16 protein-coding genes are annotated in these 14,804 nt (G+C 65.3%); 8 read left to right on the forward strand and 8 right to left on the reverse strand.

What is annotated here, in order from left to right:
* Nucleotides 1-198: 198 nt before the first annotated feature.
* Nucleotides 199-555, forward strand: coding sequence for a hypothetical protein (locus ACQCSU_RS16330; RefSeq protein ID WP_426976312.1), 357 nt, complete (start codon nt 199-201; stop codon nt 553-555).
* On the opposite strand, the gene ACQCSU_RS16335 is transcribed toward ACQCSU_RS16330, so the two are convergent.
* Both ACQCSU_RS16335 and ACQCSU_RS16340 read right to left on the reverse strand, forming a co-directional pair.
* Complete coding sequence (locus ACQCSU_RS16335; protein ID WP_426976313.1) at nt 540-1,616, reverse strand: glycerophosphodiester phosphodiesterase family protein; 1,077 nt, start codon at nt 1,614-1,616, stop codon at nt 540-542. The genes ACQCSU_RS16330 and ACQCSU_RS16335 overlap by 16 nt on opposite strands.
* A gap of 157 nt (nt 1,617-1,773) precedes the next feature.
* Entirely contained in the window at nt 1,774-2,328 is a 555-nt protein-coding gene (locus tag ACQCSU_RS16340) for a helix-turn-helix transcriptional regulator (RefSeq protein ID WP_426979818.1), read from the reverse strand.
* Between the two features lie 79 nt (nt 2,329-2,407).
* Between ACQCSU_RS16340 and ACQCSU_RS16345 the strand changes: the two genes are divergently transcribed.
* On the forward strand, nt 2,408-2,860 hold the full coding sequence (locus ACQCSU_RS16345; RefSeq protein ID WP_426976314.1) for a VOC family protein: 453 nt from the start codon (nt 2,408-2,410) through the stop codon (nt 2,858-2,860).
* An 84-nt stretch (nt 2,861-2,944) separates the two neighbouring features.
* Here the strand turns inward: ACQCSU_RS16345 and ACQCSU_RS16350 are convergent, their stop codons facing one another.
* The 3 genes from ACQCSU_RS16350 to ACQCSU_RS16360 all read right to left on the reverse strand — a co-directional run bounded on the left by ACQCSU_RS16350 (nt 2,945) and on the right by ACQCSU_RS16360 (nt 6,692).
* A complete protein-coding gene (locus tag ACQCSU_RS16350; protein WP_426976315.1) occupies nt 2,945-4,618 on the reverse strand; it encodes an amidohydrolase in 1,674 nt (557 codons plus the stop codon).
* 170 nt (nt 4,619-4,788) lie between these two features.
* Nucleotides 4,789-6,000, reverse strand: coding sequence for a PLP-dependent aminotransferase family protein (locus tag ACQCSU_RS16355; RefSeq protein WP_426976316.1), 1,212 nt, complete (start codon nt 5,998-6,000; stop codon nt 4,789-4,791).
* Nucleotides 5,997-6,692: a TetR/AcrR family transcriptional regulator gene (locus tag ACQCSU_RS16360; protein WP_426976317.1), complete on the reverse strand. Its 696-nt coding sequence runs from the start codon at nt 6,690-6,692 to the stop codon at nt 5,997-5,999. The genes ACQCSU_RS16355 and ACQCSU_RS16360 overlap by 4 nt, the downstream gene beginning before the upstream one ends.
* A 160-nt stretch (nt 6,693-6,852) precedes the next feature.
* Here ACQCSU_RS16360 and ACQCSU_RS16365 point away from each other — a divergent pair, with 160 nt between their 5' ends.
* Genes ACQCSU_RS16365 through ACQCSU_RS16380 form a run of 4 tightly spaced genes read left to right on the forward strand, consistent with a single transcriptional unit; the run spans nt 6,853 to nt 11,193 of the window.
* Nucleotides 6,853-7,803, forward strand: coding sequence for an ABC transporter substrate-binding protein (locus ACQCSU_RS16365; protein WP_426976318.1), 951 nt, complete (start codon nt 6,853-6,855; stop codon nt 7,801-7,803).
* On the forward strand, nt 7,800-8,792 hold the full coding sequence (locus ACQCSU_RS16370; protein ID WP_426976319.1) for an amino acid ABC transporter permease: 993 nt from the start codon (nt 7,800-7,802) through the stop codon (nt 8,790-8,792). The genes ACQCSU_RS16365 and ACQCSU_RS16370 overlap by 4 nt, the downstream gene beginning before the upstream one ends.
* Before the next feature lie 5 nt (nt 8,793-8,797).
* A complete protein-coding gene (locus ACQCSU_RS16375) occupies nt 8,798-9,556 on the forward strand; it encodes an amino acid ABC transporter ATP-binding protein (protein WP_426976320.1) in 759 nt (252 codons plus the stop codon).
* A 38-nt stretch (nt 9,557-9,594) separates the two neighbouring features.
* Nucleotides 9,595-11,193 (forward strand): thiamine pyrophosphate-binding protein, encoded by a 1,599-nt coding sequence (locus ACQCSU_RS16380; RefSeq protein ID WP_426976321.1) that lies wholly within the window; start codon nt 9,595-9,597, stop codon nt 11,191-11,193.
* Between the two features lie 487 nt (nt 11,194-11,680).
* On the opposite strand, the gene ACQCSU_RS16385 is transcribed toward ACQCSU_RS16380, so the two are convergent.
* Nucleotides 11,681-12,538 carry a PhzF family phenazine biosynthesis protein gene (locus tag ACQCSU_RS16385; RefSeq protein ID WP_426976322.1) on the reverse strand — a complete coding sequence of 286 codons (858 nt, stop codon included), beginning with the start codon at nt 12,536-12,538 and terminating at the stop codon, nt 11,681-11,683.
* A gap of 109 nt (nt 12,539-12,647) precedes the next feature.
* On the opposite strand from ACQCSU_RS16385, the gene ACQCSU_RS16390 reads away from it, so the two are divergent.
* Entirely contained in the window at nt 12,648-12,980 is a 333-nt protein-coding gene (locus ACQCSU_RS16390; RefSeq protein ID WP_426976323.1) for a hypothetical protein, read from the forward strand.
* Between the two features lie 332 nt (nt 12,981-13,312).
* Here the strand turns inward: ACQCSU_RS16390 and ACQCSU_RS16395 are convergent, their stop codons facing one another.
* On the reverse strand, nt 13,313-13,744 hold the full coding sequence (locus ACQCSU_RS16395) for a ParB/RepB/Spo0J family partition protein (protein ID WP_426976324.1): 432 nt from the start codon (nt 13,742-13,744) through the stop codon (nt 13,313-13,315).
* A gap of 108 nt (nt 13,745-13,852) precedes the next feature.
* On the reverse strand, nt 13,853-14,296 hold the full coding sequence (locus tag ACQCSU_RS16400; RefSeq protein ID WP_426976325.1) for a VOC family protein: 444 nt from the start codon (nt 14,294-14,296) through the stop codon (nt 13,853-13,855).
* 135 nt (nt 14,297-14,431) lie between these two features.
* Between ACQCSU_RS16400 and ACQCSU_RS16405 the strand changes: the two genes are divergently transcribed.
* The gene (locus tag ACQCSU_RS16405) at nt 14,432-14,665 is read left to right on the forward strand and encodes a hypothetical protein (RefSeq protein ID WP_426976326.1); all 234 of its coding nucleotides are present in this window, start codon (nt 14,432-14,434) and stop codon (nt 14,663-14,665) included.
* Nucleotides 14,666-14,804 lie beyond the last annotated feature (139 nt).

Here is a 14,804-nt window from a genome sequence, read left to right on the forward strand (position 1 = left end):
TGCGACATTCCTCACCCGGACCCGAAAATGTCAGTGCCTTGACTGAATATGGTCCTGTACATGACTACGAAAGGGGCGAGGGATGCTGGAAACTCTGGCGTTGCCCGAAACACAGCTCGAACTCATGCTCGCGTCCAGCCGGAGGAATCCCTGGAGTGGCAGACCCAGCGGAATCGGCACTACACGGGCTGGCATGATGTGGAGTCCACAGACCAGCTCGTCGCAATCGCTCAATCGATCACCCACGAGAACGATTGGTTCACGGTGCAGACGAGAGATCTGCATGGCCAACCGTCAGGACGGTACGCGCAGGCGGCGAATACCGGCGAGGGCTATCTGGTGGAGGTTGCCCAGATCAACGGCCAAACCACGCACAACTGGCGCATCGGACTGGGCACGGCGGCCGACGGCGCCGGAAACAAGCCACCCAAGGGGCCCAAAGCCAGCCAGATTCTCAGCCTTGCCGCAGTGATGGAAGTACTGCTGTCCTGGCTGCACGGGAAGGGGCTGCCCTTGGGGTACGGAGCTGCGCTGCGGATCTACCGGAGCGCTTGACGTGAGTAGGCCTTGGGCAGCTTCATCCCGGGCTCTTCCATGACCGTGCGAAGGCGGGTGGGGTAGTCGGTGATGATGCCGTCCACGCCGAGGGCCATCTGGCGTTCCATGTCCGCCTTGGTGTTCACCGTCCAGGGGATGACGGGCAGGCCGAGCTCGTGGGCTTCGGTGATCATCTGGGGTGTGACGGAGCGGAAGGTGGGGGAGATCATGTTGTAGCCCTGGGCTGCGGCTGCCTTGGCGAGGGACCCGCCGTAGGTATCAATGTCGATTCCGCCGAGGTTGGAACTAGCGCCGGGCCGCCCGACCCCGAGCCAGGCATCGCCACTGGACAGGGCCGCGAGCGGAAGCTCCGGGGCGATCTTTTTGGTCAGGTTCAGCGAGGACCAGTCGAACGACTGCACAGTGCTGCGCTCAGCCGTACCGGCGGTGTAGATCTCCCTGACCACAGCCTTGGTCAGGGCCACCATGCCCTCGCCGCCGGACCGGCCGTCCTCCACCTTGGTCTCGATGTTGAAGCGGACCTTCGTGGCATCGGCGTCGCGCACAAGCTGGAACACGTCCTTGAGCTCAGCGATCCGGTTGCCCCCGATCACGTCCTGCTCCGGATACCCTTTCAGCTGCGTAAACCCGCAGTCCAGCGTCTTGATCTGGGCGAGCGACAGCTCGGCGACCCGGTCACCGACATAGGGGAACTCGGCATCGCCCGGAGTCACCGGCGCGGTGTCGCGGCACTTGTCCGACTGGATGGTGTCGTCGTGCCAGACGATGATCTTGCCGTCGTCGGTCAGGTGGGTGTCCAGCTCCAGCGTGGTCACCCCGAGCTTGAGCGAGTTGGCGAACGCGGCCAGGGACTCCTCGGTCCACTCGCCGCGGCCTCCGCGGTGGGACTGCAGGTCAAAGGAACCATTGCGTTCGTTGCTGTTGATTTCGGACGTGGCGGTTCCGGCAGCCTTCGACGACGGCGCGGAGCCCGCTTCGGGGTATGAAGCGGCGACGGCGGGGCTCGCCAGAGAGGCGATGAGCGCGGCGGTGGCCGCGGCAGTCAGGGGTGTGCGCATGGTGATGGTTTCCTCCTGGATGACGGTTGCCGGCGTTGCGCCGGCAACTCGACCACCGTAGGGAGGCGAGATGGACTGCCGTGTTCGGGGAGCTGGACCTCGCGTGAACAAAGAGGCCGTACGAGGTGTCCGACTTACAAGAATTTATTGGTCGCTATCAATTTGTGTGCGGCGGCTGCACCCGTCGCGGGCCGGATGCCGCGCGCGCGATCCGGCCGCTGAGTAGGTTGAGATGGTCGACGAGCTCCGGCGGCTCCAGGACCGTGAAGTCACAGCCGAGCATGCCGAGCCTGGCAGCGAGCCATTCGAGGGTGTCTGCAAAGCCGCGCAGCTCGCAGCTGCCTTCGTCGATGGGAATGATTTCGGCAGAGCCGACACCGAGCACCTCGATCGCTCTACGGGCCGGCATCTGCAGGACGGCGACAGCCGAGTAGCTCGGCGCCAGCTGGTAAAAGGAGTCCTTGAGGAATTCGGCGGCTCCGTTCGCAGGCAAATCGCGCGGTGCAACCCGGGCGCCGGTGCCCAGAAGCCCGCTGATTCTGTCGATGCGGTAGGTTCTCCAGTCGCCGCGGTCGTTGTCCCAGGCGACCAGGTACCAGCGCCGGCCGGCGGCCACGAGCCGGTACGGGTCCACATGCCGGTTGGCCGGTATCCCGTCGCGGGGGCGGTAGGCAAATCTCAGGCGCTCACGGCTGTTGATGGCGACGGCCAGGGCCGCCGCATCTGCAAGAGGGAGAGCAGTTTCAGCAGCCGCGCCGGTGTATCCGTCATGGGTCTAATCTCGCTCTCTGGTGGAACCATGGATCATTTCCCGCAACACCGCAGGAGTGCTCGATTTCATGACGGCGGCATTCGGCGCACGGGAGGGCTTCCGCATACCTATGGAGGACGGATCGATCGGCCATGCGGAAGTGCGCATCGGCGATTCCAACGTACTGGCCTTCGACTCCCGCCCGGGCTGGCCCGAGACGCCGGCGTTCAGGCGACTATATGTGGACGACGGCGATGCCACGTTCGCGGCGGCAGTGGCAGCGGGGGCGACGCCGGTGACCGACATGACGGAGATGTTCTGGGGTGAACGTGCGGGCCGGGTCCGCGATCCGTTCGGGAACCTCTGGTGGATCCACTGCCGGGTGGTGGAGTTGACCGAGGACCAAGCCTACGAACGCGCCATCCAACCGGAGTTCGTGCGCGCCATGGGCTACGTCACCAGCGCAGAGATAGTGGCCCCGGCACAGAGCTGAATCGTATTCTCGCTTGCGCGGGCGTGCCCGGCGAATTGGCAGCTTTCCGGCGATTTCGCGCCTCAAGCCGAACCCAGGCCGAAGTCAGCCGCCGTAGACGCGCACGCCGTTCACCCAGGTCTCCACCACCTCGATGCCGCTGATGCTGCTTTCCGGGGCGTCCAGCGGATCCGCTGCCAGGATCACGAAGTCGGCCAGTTTCTGCGGTTCCAGGGAGCCCAGCTCGGTGTCCCGGCCCAGAGCGCGGGCCCCGTTGATGGTGTGCGCGCGGAGGGCCTCGACGGCGTCGATCTTGAGATTGTCGGCGCCCAACTGCACGCCGGAACGGGTCTGGCGCGTCACCGAGGTCTGGATGGCTTCGAGCGGGCGCGGATCGGCCACGGGAGCGTCCGAGCTCATGGTCACGGGCACCGACGCGGCCACGAACTCGCCGAGCGGGTTGAAGCGTTCCCCGGGCGAACCGATGGCGTCCAGCACACCCGGGCCCCAGTTGTAGTAGTGCTGGGGCTGGTTGACCGGCATGATCCCGAGTTCGGCCATGGTGTCGATCTGCTCCAGCGTGGGCAGCCCGCAGTGCTCGATCCTGTGCCGGTGGTCCGCGCGCGGGCTCGCGGCAACGGCCTCGGCCACGGCGTCAAGCACCAGCTGGATGGCCGTGGGCGACTGCGCATGGGTTGCCGTCTGCAGCCCCGCGCTGTGTGCCTTGGCCACGAGGGCGCGGTACTCGGCGGGCTCGTGGTACAGCGAACCCGTGCGGCAGGGATCGTCGCGGTAGCCCTCGGGGAAGTAGGCCGTCCAGCCGCCCAGGGTGCCGTCCGCGTAGAGCTTGATGCCGGCGAAGGAAAGGAGCGAATCGCCGAACTTGTCCACGATGCCCAGGTCCAGCACTTCGTCCAGGAGGCTTGAGAGGAAATAGGCGTTGATGCGTGTCACCAGCTCGCCGCGCTCCATCAGGTCCAGGTAGGCGGAGAATTCGCGCTTGGTCACCTGGGCGTCGCCAATGGTGGTGACGCCGTGGCTGAGGAACTCGCGCTGGGCGTGCAGGAGCTGGGCGCGGTGGTGTTCCTTGCTGTCGGCGAGGTGGAAGTTGGGGCCGTGGTGCCCCAGCTTGACGCCCTCGTCCCCGGTCAAGATGTCGCAGGCGGCATCGGAGAGCTCACCGGTCAGGGAACCCTCGGCGTCACGGAAAAACGTTCCGCCCGGCGGGTTGGGCGTATTCTCGTCCACCCCGGCCTTGTCCAGCACGAAGGTGTTGACCACTCCACCGTGGCCGCTGGCGTTCATGACATAGACCTCGCGGGTGGTGGAGACAGTGTCGAACTCCTGCCGCGTGGGGTGGCGCCGCTCGGCCAGGTTCCGGTGCTCGTAACCGTAGCCGCGGATGGGGGTATCGCCCGGGGTCCCGGCCGCAGCCTTCGCCAGTCGGGCCAGCATGGTGGGGATGTCCGGGGCCACGTCCGGGCCGCAGTCCACCCAGGAGAGCAGCTGGCCGTACATGAGCGGGTGCGCATGCGGGTCAATGAAGCCGGGCACCACAGTGCGGCCATTGAGGTTAACAACCTCGGGAATGGCCGTGATGAGCTCGAGCGCCGCCGTGCGGCATTCCTGCGGGGTTCCGACGGCGGCAACCCGGTTGCCGATGACCAGCATCGCCTCGGCGACGGTGTTAAGAGCGTCGACGGTCCGGATGCGGCCGCCGAAAAACAGCGTTGCCGTGGGGGCGATGGGGGACGTTTCATGGGATGCCAGGATTGACATGGGAATGACCTTTGCGTGTTGATGTGTTGCGTTGCCTGCGGACTGACTGCCGGCTAGGGACGTGGCTCAGGAACTTAATGCACGTGGCTGAGGAACTTAATGCACGTGGCTGAGGAACTCCTTGGTCCGCTCGTGTTGCGGGTTGCCGAAGAACTGTTCCGGCGCCGCCGTCAGGCGTTCCGGATGGCCTCGGCGAGCCTCTTGACGCCTTCGGTCAGCTGCTCTGCCGGCGCGTAGGAGAAGGCGATGCGCAGCTGGTTGGCTGCGCCGCCGTCGGCGTAGAACGCACTGCCGGGCACGAAGACCACCCCGGCGTCGATGGCGGCCGCCAGCACGCGTTCGGTGTCGATGCCCTCCGGCAGCGTGACCCAGGTGAAGAAGCCGCCCGTGGGCTTGGTCCATTGCGTCCCCTCCGGCATGTGCGCCGCCAGGGCGCCCAGGGTGGCCTCGCAGCGCGCGGCGTAGACGGCGGTGTACGCGGCGATCTGGCCGCGCCAGTCGAAGCTGCCGATGTACTGCTCTACCACCAGCTGGCTCAGTACCGAGGGGCAGATGGTGGTGGCCTCGGAGGCGATCTGGAGCCGGCCGCGGACGTCCTCGGGCGCGACCACCCAGCCGACGCGCAGTCCCGGGGCGAAGATCTTGGAGAAGGAACCCAGGTAGAACACGTTCTCCGGGTCCAGGGTGTGCAGCGCGGGCTTCAGGGTGCCGTCGAAGCTGAGCAGGCCGTAGGGGTTGTCCTCCACGATCAGCACGTCTTCGGCGCGGCAGATGTCCACCACGCGCTGGCGGCGCTCGAGCGAGAGGCTGACACCGGACGGGTTGTTGAAGTTGGGGATCGTGTAGAAGAACTTGATGGTCTTGCCGGCGGCCTTGATACCGGAGATGACCTCCTGGAGGCGGTCCGGGTCCACGCCGTCGTCGTCCATGACCACGTGCGCCACTTCGGCCTGGAAGCCCTCAAAGACGCCCAGCGCGCCCACGTAGGTGGGCCCTTCGGCGATCACCACATCCCCTGGATCGCAGAAGATCTTCGTGACCAGTTCCAAGGCCATCTGGGAGCCGGCCGTGATCTGCACGTTGCCCGGGGCCGTCGTGATGCCTTCCAGTTCCATGACCTGGCAGATGAGGGCCTGAAGCTCCTCGGTTCCGGCGCCGGAACCGTACTGCAGGGCCTCGAGCCCGCGGCGCGCGACGACGTCGCCCACCATGGCGGCTATGTCATCCATCGGAAGCGCCGGCAGGTAGGGGTTGCCGCCGGCAAGGGAGATCATGCCGGGCTGCATGGAGACGTCGAAGACGGCGCGGACCGGGGAGGGCTGGAAGCCGGCGGCACGCCGGGCCATCCGGTCCGTGTGGGAGAGTTCGGAGGTGGTGGTCATGGGGTTCCTTTCGAGCGGACTCCCACCAGTTTGGAGCGTTTGTTCCGGATGAATTCGTCGGCGTCGATGCCGAATTCCCGGGCCGCAAACCGGTGCAGAGTCTCGATCATCGTTTTCGGGGTTGATTGGTGGATGTTGTTCAGTGACTGGATGGCCAGCCCGTCGATGACTGCCGTGAAGAGCGTGGCCAGTTCGTCCACATCGGCGGTGGGGTTAAGGAGCCTTTCTTCGATTGCCTCCTCAAGGGCCCGGACAAACAGCGTCCGCCAGGTGGAGAGGACTTCTGCCACCGAGTCCCGGATTTCCGCGTTCTTGTGCGCGGCGGCATAGATCTCCAGCCAGAATCCCCAGGCCTCGGCGAAGGGGGTGTCGCCCTCGACGGCGAAAGTCAGCAGGTCGTGCAGGCGCTCCAGCGCGTTCTCGCCATTGGCGTAGATGCGCTGCCATTCCCTCATGGTTTCTTCGGTGCGGTATTCAACGGTGGCGCTGATCAGCCGCTCCCGGTGGCGGAAGTAGTGCTGGATCATCCCGATGCTGAACCCTGACAGCTCGGACAGCTCGGCAAAGGAACAGCCCTCCACCCCGCTGCGGGAAATCACCTGCGAGGCGTAGTGCAGAATGCTCTGCCTCCGTTCGGCCATCGCCTCTGTTGTGACGCTGCGTGTCCGTTTTACCGCTGTTTTCTCAGTCATGCCGACCTTCCTTACAAAGCTGCTCCCGAAGCCGCCCACAGAGTGCAAGCCGCTTCGTGTCATCTACAGATGATGTTGCCACTTTGTCTTGACAGGGGGTGTTGCTCATCTCACAATAAGTTACACATATTGTTATTTCAATACCGAACTGGAGAGCATCGTGAAGCACAACGGCGTGAAGAGGTCGCTCCTGGCAGCGGCCATGGTTTCCCTCGTGGCAGTGACGGCAGCCTGCACCAATGCTGAGGGAGCCTCGTCCACCGGCGCCGGGCAGGCGTCCCCCGGGGCCCAAAGCGGCCAGGAAGTTGCACAGTCCGTCCAAATTAACCCTAAGGTCCAGGCACTGGTGCCGGAGGCCATCAAGAGCAAGGGCACCCTGAACCTGGTGACCGACCCCACCTACGCACCCATCGATTTCACCGACGACCAAGGCAAGATCATCGGCCTGGAACCGGACATGGCCCTGGCCGTGGCCAAGAAGATGGGCGTCGGCATCTCGATCGAAAAGGCAGACTTCAACGGGATCCTGGCCGGTATCCAGGCAAAGCGTTACGACGCCTCCTGGGCCGCCTTCTCGATCACCGCCGAACGCCAGCAGGTGGTGAACATGGTCAGCTACATGCAGGCCGGAACCTCCGTGCTGGTCAAAAAGGGCAACGCGGCCGGCGTCAAGGACGTGCTGGACCTCTGCGGCAAGACGGTGGCCGCACAGACCGGCACAACACAGGCGCTGACTGTACTGCCCTCTTTCGAGCAGCAGTGCACGGCAGCCGGCAAGGACAAGCCCACGGCCCTGATCCTGCCGCAGCAGGACAACGTCAACCAGGCCGTTGCGTCCGGACGCGCCCATGCCCTGGTGGCTGACAACGCCCTGGTTGGCTACTACGCCAAGCTGCAGCCGGACGCCTTCACCCCCATCGACGCCATCCTGGTGGACCCGTCCCCGTACGGTGTTGTCTCCGCCAAGGACGACAACGGCCTGTCCAAGGCGTTCCAGGCTGCCATCCAGTCCCTGATCGACGACGGCAGCTACAGCAAGATCATGGAATCGTGGAACCTCAAGTCCGGTGAAATGAAGACGGCTGAGCTCAACCCGGTGGTTGCCTCGTGACGGGCAGCCAACGCACAGCGTCCCCGGGCGCAGGCCACGCCGCGACCGGCGCTTCGTCCACCGGCGCTTCGTCCAAGGGTGCGGCGTCCAATGGCGCGGCGTCCAAGGGCGCTGAGGTGCCGGAGTTGACGCACGACTTCCTCGCTCTGTCCACCCGGCCGGTGCTGAAACGCAAAAAGCCCGGCCAGTGGGTGGCCATGGTCCTGGTGGGGCTGATGGCCCTGATGGGAATCTACATCGTGTTCACCAATCCGGGCTTCGGCTGGGGCACGGTGGGCAAGTACCTGTTGGACATCCGCATCATGTCCGGCCTGCTGACCACCATCGAGCTGACCGTGATCGCCATGATCATCGGCTTCGGAGTCGGACTGCTGGTGGCCGTCATGAGGATGTCTGACAACACGCTGCTGCGGGCTGTGGCCGCCGCCTACATCTGGTTCTTCCGCGGCACCCCGTTGCTGGTCCAGATGCTGTTCTGGGGCTTCGCCGCAGTCCTGTTCCCCACCGTCGGCCTCGGCATCCCCGGCGGGCCGATGCTGGTGGAGTGGAACACCAACGAGCTTCTGCCCCTCTTCGTGGCCGGCATCCTGGGCCTGGGCCTCAACGAGGGCGCCTACATGGCGGAGATCGTTCGTGCGGGCCTCCTCGGAGTTCCCGCCGGGCAGTCGGAAGCTTCGCACGCCATGGGCTTCAGCCGCATGGAGACCTTGCGCTTCGTGGTGATCCCGCAGGCCATGAAGATCATCCTGCCCCCGGTTGGCAACGAGACTATCTCCATGCTGAAGACCACCTCACTGGTGATCGTGATCGGCGTCGGCGATCTCCTGTACAACACGCAGCAGATCTACGCGAAGAACCTCCAGCAGATTCCGCTGCTGATCGTGGCGAGCATCTGGTACATCCTGCTCACCACCATCCTGTCCTTCGTACAGGCACGGATTGAAAAACGGTACTCCAGGGGCAACGCCCTCGTAGCGGGAAGGGCCTGAGGAACATGTCTGAAGTCAGATTCCTGAACGTACACAAGAACTTCGGTGGCACGGAAGTGCTCAAGGGCATCAATTTCACCGTGGAAGCAGGCCAGGTGGCATGCCTCATCGGCCCCTCGGGCTCCGGGAAGTCCACACTGCTCCGCTGCGTCAACCACCTGGAGACAACCAGCTCCGGCACCATCCTGGTGGGCGGTCGCATGGTCGGCTACGAAGTCCACGGCGAGCAACTGATCGAGGCCCACCAAAAGGACATCAACAAACGCCGCTCCCGCATCGGCATGGTGTTCCAGTCCTTCAACCTCTTCGGCCACATGACCGCCCTGGAAAACGTGATGATGGGCCCGGTCAAGCTCCTCAAGGAGCCAAAGAAGAAGGCTGAAGCCGAAGCCCGCGAACTCCTTGCCAGGGTGGGCCTCGCGGACCGCACCGGGCACTACCCCGCCCAGCTCTCCGGCGGCCAGCAGCAGCGCGTGGCCATCGCCCGGGCGTTGTCCATGAAGCCGGACCTCATGCTCTTCGACGAGCCAACATCCGCCCTGGACCCCGAACTGGTGGGCGAAGTCCTGGACGTGATGAAGGCGCTCGCCCGCGACGGAATGACCATGATCGTGGTGACCCACGAGATGGGATTCGCCCGTGAAGTGGCGGAAGTCGTGGCCTTTATGGACGGCGGCGTGATCGTCGAGGCAGGCGAACCCAACGAAATAATCTCCCGGCCACAGCACGAACGCACCCAAGCGTTCCTCTCCAAGGTGCTCTAGAACCCGGTCCTCCACGGGACACAGACAAGGATTCCCCCATGACCAGCGACATCCCGACGAACAACGTTGGCCTTGCCGTAATGACCACCTTGCGGAACTACGGGATCAACACGATCTTCGGCATCCCCGGCACGCACAACCTCGAGTTTTACCGGCATCTGAAACCGCTCGGCATCCACCCCGTGACCACCCGGCACGAGCAGGGGGCCGGGTACGGCGCGGACGGCTGGAGCCAGCTCACGGGGCTTCCCGGCGTCGTGATCACCACCTCCGGTCCGGGCCTGCTCAATGCGATGTCGGCGGCGGCCACGGCATATTGCGAGTCCCGGCCCATGATCATCCTGTCCCCGGGCGCGCCCCTTGGCAGCGAGTTCTCCGACATCGGGGCACTGCATGAGACCAGGGATCCGACCGGTGCCGTCCGTGCCCTGATCGGACGCAGCACCAGGGTATCCAGCGGCCAGGAGGCCGTGGAGCTGATCCACGGGGCCTTCGCCCACTTTGCCCACGCGCGGCCGCGTCCGGTCCACATCGAGATCCCGCTGGACCTGCTGGAATCAGCCAGCGACGTCGATCCCGCAGACTGCGCGGCCCGCCCCCTCGGTGCCCCGAAGAAAGCCGACGCCGACGCCGTTGCCGCCGCTGCGGATATCCTCCGGAACGCGTCCAATCCGGTGATCCTGGCCGGCGGCGGCTCGTTGGGGACCGGCGGCGCCCTGCTGGAACTCGCCGAGGCCCTGCGGGCCCCGGTGATCACCACGATCAATGGCAAGGGCGCCATTCCTGAAGCCCACCCGTTGTCCCTCGGTTCGGAAATCCGGCTCACCGCTGCCCAGGACCTGTGCAACGCCTCCGATGCGCTGCTGGTCATCGGGTCCAAGGTGGGCGAATCGGAGCTGTGGGGCGGCAAGATGGTGCCGCAGGGCAGCTGCATCCGGATCGACATCGATGCCGCGCAACTTGAGACCAACCTCGCCCCGGAGATCGGACTGTGCGGCAACGCGGCTGCCGTGGTTCCCCAGCTGCTGGAGGTGCTCGCCGGGCACCGTGCGGCGCCGGCGCCGGAACTGGCGCCGCTACGGCAGGACCTTCGGGCCGAGGCACGCTCGCTGGCGCCGGTGCTGGCCCGGATCAATGAGATTCTTGCCGCCGCGCTGCCTGCGGACACGGTGATCGGCGGCGACTCCTCGCAGATCACCTACTTTGGCACCACGTCCTTCTTCCCCATGCAGCAGCCCCACCAGCTGCTCTACACGCCGGCCTACGCCACCCTTGGTTACGGGCTGCCCGCATCCATCGGGGCCAAAGTGGCGGCGCCGGAGCGTCCCGTTGTCTGCCTGCTGGGGGACGGCGCGCTGATGTTCGCGGTCCAGGAATTCATCACGGCCGTTGAGCAGGGCGTGGACCTGCCCATCATCTGCGTCAACAACGGCGGCTACGGCGAAATCCGGCAGAACATGGCCGGCCGGGACATTGAACCTGTGGGCGTGAACCTCACCCAGCCCGACTGGGTGCGGCTGGCAGAAGGCTTCGGCCTCACGGCGTTCGAGGTCGGGTCCCTGGACGAGCTGGCGCACACGGTCAGGCAAGCCATGGCCGTCAAGGGCCCCAGCCTGATCCACGTCAGCATCCAGTGAGTCCCACGACCACCGCGGGCTCCGCGTCCCGGGTGCTGAACCCGGCCACGGGAGCAGTCCGGGCCGAGTTCCCCGAGGCCAGACCGGCCGAGCTGGAGGCGGCTGTTGCAGCGGCGCAGCGCGCGTTTGCGGACTGGGGGCCTTGCAGCGGCCGGGGGTTCAGGAGTCCAGCGGCGTTCGGCGGTACTTGGCAGGGCCGCCGGGCTGCTTTTGAAGCGGCGGGAAGCGCTGGCGCTCCTGGCCACGGAGGAAACCGGCAAGCTGCTGGCCGAGGCTGTGTCCGAGGTGGAGCTGTGCGCCGACGGCACGGGAATGAATGACAGAACCCGCCCTGCAGGAGGCCCGCCGTTTTCTCGCGGGGCGGCTGCTTACTGGCGTCGCGCGGCGCGATGCCTCGCAAGCCTCGCGGTGTGCTCGCTGGACGGTGGCGATGGTGTCGTCGGGAGGGAAGACATGTGTGGAATATCCCAAGACCGGCTCGTACGATTCAGGTGATCTCGACGGCTTCACCGCTCACGATAATCCCGCCGGACGCAGGAATGTCGACCGTGAGCACGCTCGCGCGGCCGACATGGCTGCCTTGGTGCACCACCACGCGGCTTGGCGGCTCCACGAGTGAAAGCAAGCGGAGGTATCCGCCGAAAGCAGCGGCAGCCGAACCGGTCGCCGGATCTTCAATGATGGTGCCCACCGGGAAGAGGTTGCGCGAGTCGAACTCGCCCGGTCCGATCTCGCAGAGCGTCGTGACGGTGCCAGCCCAGTTCTGGGCATCCATCAGCTTGCGCATGGGATCCGGGTCGAAAACGAACGAGTCAAAGATCTTTCGTTCTGCGAAGACGAGAATGGGGTGCCAGTTTCCGGCAAAAGCGATCATCGGAGGGTACGCAGGGTGCAGCTCGCCCCGGCCCACGCCGAGCAACCCGAGCAGGGTGGTCAGAACACCGTCGGGGAAATCGGCCACTCGCGGCTCCACGCTCGTGAAGCATGCCGTCACCGCTGCGCCCCGGCCTGCAGTCTCGATCACAACAGGTCCCACCGCCGTGTCGAAGACGAAGTTCCCCGTACCATCACGCCCTGACAGCGCGACGGCCAGAGCAATCGTGGCATGGCCGCAAAACGGCACCTCGGCGATCGGGGAGAAGTACCGCACACGGTTTCGGCGGGAGTCCCCCTCAACCGTCGCCTCGGTGACAAAGACCGTTTCCGCATATCCGATGTCGGCCGCGATGGCCTGCATCCGGGCGTCGTCGAGTCGGGTTGCGTCCAGGACAACTCCCGCCGGATTTCCCCCGTCGGGGGTGGTGGCAAAGGCGGCATAACGTAGTACTTCGGAGGTTAGTTCCATTCCGATATCCTCGCACGGCGTCCGGCCCATGCCCGTAGGGCGTTGCCGCGGCATGGCCAGCCTGGTTCGGGAGGTTGTTCCCCGATGTCCGGGGAGGGACGATGATTCTATGCTTCCCGAGGAGCGGTTCAACGCGCTGGTCGACGAATTCAGAGCCAGTCCTGGCGTCAGGGTGCCTGGTGAACCGGGACGGCGCGGGTTCGGTTCGTCCGCGCTGAAGGTCAACGGCTCGATTTTTGCAATGATCGCCGGAGGCAGGCTTGTTGTGAAGCTGCCGCATGATCGCGTCACCACGCTGATCGGTTCCGAAGCCGGTGCACCGTTCGACGCCGGCAAGGGCCGTGCCATGAAGGAGTGGCTCACCGTCACGGCAGACGATGAGGAGTCATGGCTTGCCCTGGCCCGTGAAGCCCTGAACTTCGTGGGGTCTGCGCACCATTGACCTGAGGCGGGAGCGCTCTCTCGTGAGCGTGGCAACACCTGGGGCGCACGGTTCCGCTGCCCACATCCGGGGATAATCCACTTAGGTTATCCACCGCCACGGCTGCCAGGAAGCTACCCCAATGGCTCCCTATTCCAGCCGTGGATAACCCGAATTGACCCCAGCTGTGGACAGCCGGACTGTTGGGTGGGAGGGCCGTTTGGGGAACCTCCACCGGACACACCGCCGCTTGATCCGCGCGTCATTTTCAGAAGTCGTCTGCAAGGGATATCCCAGGTCGCCTGCGCACACCCATCTGCTCAAGGACGCGGCGTCAGAGTTTCCGGCCGGTGCTACGGATTGCCCTCCGGGCGTTGCCCGCGCCGTGCGATGGCGTCGAGGACCTGCTGTCTTGGGAGCCCGCGCTGCCGTTGAGCGAAGTCGATCGCGAACTGCAGGGCATCGCTCCGCTTGCCTTCTCGCACCTCGGCCCTCACCGTTGAGCGGCCGAGCTGTTCGGCTGCTGCAACACGGTGATGGCCATCGGCCAGAAGCAAGTTGCCGTTGACGTTGAACACCACCACAGGAGTCGACTCGTCCAGATGCTTCACGTAATACGAGACCCGGTCTGGATCCAGATGGGGCCGGCTGCGTTCGATCGAGTCCTGCGCCAGGTCAGAAATCGAGAGGTCAATTATCGGCATTTGTCCAGTTTGACCCATGCTGTCACGCCGATACCAGCGGTGCTGAGGAAGGGCACAGCTGGCCGCCAGCTCCTCGCCCATGCCCTGAATCGTCTTGTTGAGAACGAAGGATTGCGAGACTGGCTGATTTAAGATTCACAGGGCTTGCAGCGCCCCTGTGTGCTGCATCGCTGGTTTGGCGGACAACGGTCAGCCGATCCGCTCGGCCAGGGACACGATGATCCCCTCCGGACCGCGCACGTAGGCCATGCGCCAGATGTGCTCGTACTGACCGATGTCGCCGACTAGCCCGTAGCCGTCCGCGGCCAGCTGGTCGACGGCCGCTTGGAGGTCGTCGACCTCGAAGGCCACGTTGCGCAGCCCCAGCTCGTTGGCCATCGCCGCGGGCGATCCGGGCTGGTGCTCGGGCCGGACGAAGCTCGAGAGCTCCAGCCGGGTACCTCCGTCGGGCGGCCGCAGCATGACGATCTCGGTGCGGGAGTCGGGGATGCCGATGACCGTGTCGAGGAACTCGCCCTCCACGAACATCCGCGTGCCCTCGACCTCGAGACCCAGCCCGACGAAGAACGCCGTCACCGCGTTGAGGTCCGCAACGGTGATACCGACATGGTCGAAACGTCGTACATGTGTCATGGGGCCATCCTCCGGTGCTCATCTTGTCGATCCGTCCGAAGGGACGGGCCCGACGGGGATTCTCAACACAATCATGGGCGAGATCCTTAAGGGGCGCCATGATTGAACAATCTTAAGGATTGGCAGATTGCCCCTATGTTGCGCCGAGGCAGCTGCCTCTACCCGTTCAACCGCGCACGATGCCATCAGGCACACACGGCGGCACGTCGCCGGGTCATTGGCCGGCCCAGCGGCTGCGTCGCCCTGAACGTTGTGCCGTTAGCGATCAGGCTGCGCCGCTCGCTGCTCCGCGTGCAGAAACTCGGCGGCCCGCCCGCCACCGAAACACTCCTCACGCTCCTCGACCAGGAAGCACGCTGCGCGGCTTGACCGCGCCGGGGGACCTTTCCTGCACAGCCCGCGAAGAAGCGGAATGACCGCCGCGGATATGGCCCGGACAAACTCATTGGGGCCGGGCCATGTCCGCGGTTCACAGGCTCCGTAGTGGGGCCGATGAAGGGCGAGGGCT

The organism is Pseudarthrobacter sp. O4 (assembly GCF_050157025.1).
GTDB lineage: Bacteria > Actinomycetota > Actinomycetes > Actinomycetales > Micrococcaceae > Arthrobacter.